Origin of the sequence: Candidatus Symbiopectobacterium sp., from assembly GCF_020054415.1 — a bacterium.
GTDB lineage: Bacteria > Pseudomonadota > Gammaproteobacteria > Enterobacterales > Enterobacteriaceae > Symbiopectobacterium.
Genome location: NZ_JAHWCO010000268.1, coordinates 1 through 3,370 on the forward strand (window position 1 = coordinate 1; position 3,370 = coordinate 3,370).

Genomic DNA, 3,370 nt, shown 5'->3' on the forward strand with positions numbered 1-3,370 from the left:
CCGCGCTGCTTGAGGGCCTTGTTATAAGAGGGCCAGTTGGTGATTTTAAAATTTTGTTTTGCCATGGAGACCTGATTTTGAAACAACTGTGGAGATCTGCTCCGATGATTACCCAAAAGTTCTATTTATTCAACAAAGCCGTCGTCGCGATGAACAGCCACCGGGCCATACTTGTACCCAAGGATATCGGCAATCTGCTGCGAGTGATGCTCGGCGATCATGCGCAGCGCATCACTGTTGTAACGGGTTACCGCATGCGCCAAATCGCGCCCAGACAGAGTAAAAACGCGGATGACCTCACCGCGAGAAAAGTTACCCTTCACCTCGCGAATGCCTTTTGGCAACAGAGAGCTACCACGCTCAATGATCGCGGAAAGCGCACCGTCATCAATGGTGATTTCACCCGCCGGCGGCGCACCGAAGATCCAGTGTTTGCGGCTTTCCAACGTTGCTTCCACGGCGTGGAAACGGGTACCGACCGACACGTTGCCAATCACATCGTCAATTACATCGGCGCGATTGCCTGCGGCAATGATCACATCAATCCCGGCGCGGCAGGCTACGTCGGCAGCCTGCAATTTGGTCGACATACCGCCCGTGCCAAGTCCGGAAACGCTGCCACCGGCAATCAGGCGCAGTTCGTCGGTAATGCCTTCCACTTCACGGATCAATTCCGCCTCCGGGTTGGAACGCGGATCGGCGGTAAACAAGCCAGCCTGATCGGTCAGCAACAGCAGCTTGTCCGCATCCGCCAATATCGCGGCGAGTGCCGACAGGTTGTCGTTATCGCCAACCTTGATTTCGGCGGTGGCTACCGTATCGTTCTCATTAATCACCGGAACAATACGGTTATCCAGCAATGCACGCAGCGTGTCGCGGGCGTTGAGGAAACGTTCTCTGTCTTCCAGATCCGCGCGCGTCAGCAACATTTGACCAATATGGATGCCATAAATAGAAAACAGTTGTTCCCACAACTGAATCAAACGGCTCTGTCCGACCGCGGCCAACAGCTGTTTGGTGGCGATGGTGGCAGGCAATTCCGGATAACACAAATGCTCGCGCCCAGCGGCAATCGCCCCAGACGTCACAATCGCAACACGGTGTCCGGCCGCGTGCTGCTGTGCACAGTGGCGAACCAATTCAACAATATGGGCACGGTTCAAGCGGCGCGAACCGCAGGTCAACACGCTGGTACCCAATTTCACAGCCAAAGTCTGGCTGCCACTCATGATTAATCTGCCGTTAATGTTGGTCAAAACACGAAATAGTGAAAACGTTGCCACAGAGCACGTTCATAATGGCAACAGAGATTACGCGAATCTGCCCCGCTCCCACAAACGCGGCGCAGACTCAAAAGAGAGGCTTCACGGTCGCTCGGTGAGCGTCAAGGCGGGTTCCAAAGAATGTAATAACTTTTCCAGACGCGTATGAAACTGCCGTTGCGTCTCCTGCACTTTCGTCAGCACTTCGGTATCCTTAATTTTCTCTTCTTGCCAACGGCCCATTTTATCGTACAAGCCAGTATGGTAGGAATAAACGAGCGTCTTTTCCTGGGCTTCCAACTGGAGCCACCATCCCCAGAATTCCCGTTTTTCCGGCACAGGTTTCACACCAACGCATACCGCCAGGCAATCAAAGAAAAAACGTTCGTTGTCGCACTGATTCTCGCGCAGATAGGGCCCCAATGAGGCAAAACTTTTCATGAGCCTAGCTTTCGGATGTCCACTCGGTAATGTCATCGGTTTACTCCTCAGGTTGAAGTTTCTCTTTTAACAGATGGCAACAATAAATTAAACAGCTACTCTTCAGGTTATTCTTTCTTTGTGAGTCCGATGCTTAGCCGTTCAGCGCGTCCTTTAGCCAATCGCTGATATGGCCCAATGCCTGATGAAAATTACGGTATATCTGCGCCGACTTGATGGGCAACAATTTACCGTTGGTGGACGAATTGACGATCAGGCTCGCTTCTTCTTTCTGGCACAGCAGGTCATTATCCCAATAGCCCGCCAGCATTGGTGTCGGGCAACGGTGGCCCAGTAGCCCCTGCGTTTTAAGCGAGTAGCGGCCCAATTCCGTTTTCAGCGCTGCGTCAGTGGCATTTGCCATGCCAAGGCGACTGGCCAGCACGTCCATATACATATCCGGCACCTGATGTTGGCGCTGCGTATCACACAGCAAATGGTGCACGATGGGGCCAAGCGTTGCGACACCGCGCAAACGGCCTGGATCCAGATAAGCCAGCCGCACCGCGATATTGGCACCGAAACGAAAACCAAAGGCACTAACGCGACAGTGATCGACCCAGGGGATATCAGGCAGTGCGCGCAACACCTGTCGATGCAGGAAACTGCTGTCTTCACTTAACTTCCAGCGCGATGAAAAGCCTACCGACGGCACATCAATGGTCAGCATAGCCATGCCAGCCGGAGCCAGGTAGTCGCGGAACAGGCGATAATAGTCACTTTGCAGCATATCGAGCGTGCCACACATCAGCACGGTCGGGAACGGTGCTGAGCCCTGCTCAGGCAAGTGCAAAAAGCCGCGCAGATTACCGCCACCTTCGATGGGAAAATCCAGCGCTTTTAGCTGATACGGCAGATAGTTAGCCGCTTCTTCATAGGCGCGGTTCGCCAGCGTTTGTGCCTGCTCCGCCAGTTCGTCCCCTTTGATATAAGGATAAGCCGCAATGCTGTAGAGATTGGCAGCATTCAGCCAATAGTGGCCATAGTGCTGTGTCTCTTCTCTTTCCATCGCTTTAGCTTGCCAGGCAGCCCCCTGCTTGGCCCACTCGTAAATCCAGTTGCCGCTGCGGTAACCCACCACGGTATCCAGAAAATGTTCATTGCTGCGCTTAGCAGTGCTGACCGTAATCCGTGCCAGCACTTCTTCGATTTCACGTGGATCGACACCGCGCCAGATCCACATCAGGCGGTTCAGTGTGCGATACCAGTGTTTTGAATACCGCCCTTCCAGCGCGGAATGGCGTTCAACGTCTTCATGGTGGCGAGCGCGCCTGACCAACGTTGATGTCTCTTGATGTCTGAACGAGGGTTTAAACAGTGTCTCAGAGAGATTGGCTTGAACCACGGCAGTCTCCTAGATACGGCATGATTGAGAACACGAAAACGCACGGCAGATGCGCATCGGAATGAAAGTGCTGCACAGGCTTCTTTGAGCCTTTTAAAAAAAATTGCCCGGCGCAAAGCCGGGCAATTAACATAACATTAGTGGCTTTGTTGAATAAATAGATTTTATGCTGGCAGCCCAGTGAAACGACGGATCCTCGCAACGTAAAATCATGCAGTTAGGCCTCATGAGAAAAGTGTACACCTGAGATGACAAGCATTTTCTACCAAAACTGGCATGGAAA

The 3,370-nt window shown here is 52.8% G+C and carries 4 protein-coding genes; all 4 read right to left on the reverse strand.

Annotated features, from left to right (window positions below; all coding sequences use genetic code 11):
- Positions 1-125 precede the first annotated feature (125 nt).
- On the reverse strand, positions 126-1,229 hold the full coding sequence (gene proB, locus QZ506_RS07720; protein ID WP_291970196.1) for a glutamate 5-kinase: 1,104 nt from the start codon (positions 1,227-1,229) through the stop codon (positions 126-128).
- 135 nt (positions 1,230-1,364) lie between these two features.
- Entirely contained in the window at positions 1,365-1,739 is a 375-nt protein-coding gene (gene crl, locus QZ506_RS07725; protein ID WP_291970198.1) for a sigma factor-binding protein Crl, read from the reverse strand.
- Positions 1,740-1,836: 97 nt separating this feature from the next.
- Complete coding sequence (gene frsA, locus QZ506_RS07730) at positions 1,837-3,087, reverse strand: esterase FrsA (protein ID WP_291970200.1); 1,251 nt, start codon at positions 3,085-3,087, stop codon at positions 1,837-1,839.
- On the reverse strand, positions 3,065-3,289 hold the full coding sequence (locus tag QZ506_RS07735) for a hypothetical protein (protein ID WP_291970202.1): 225 nt from the start codon (positions 3,287-3,289) through the stop codon (positions 3,065-3,067). Before QZ506_RS07735 ends, frsA begins: the two co-directional genes overlap by 23 nt.
- Positions 3,290-3,370 lie beyond the last annotated feature (81 nt).

What these genes read in the sequence shown, in the direction of transcription:
- crl (WP_291970198.1), bottom strand. Translation starts at nt 1,739, where the DNA reads ATGACATTACCGAGTGGACATCCGAAAGCTAGGCTCATGAAAAGTTTT.
- proB (WP_291970196.1), bottom strand. Translation starts at nt 1,229, where the DNA reads ATGAGTGGCAGCCAGACTTTGGCTGTGAAATTGGGTACCAGCGTGTTG.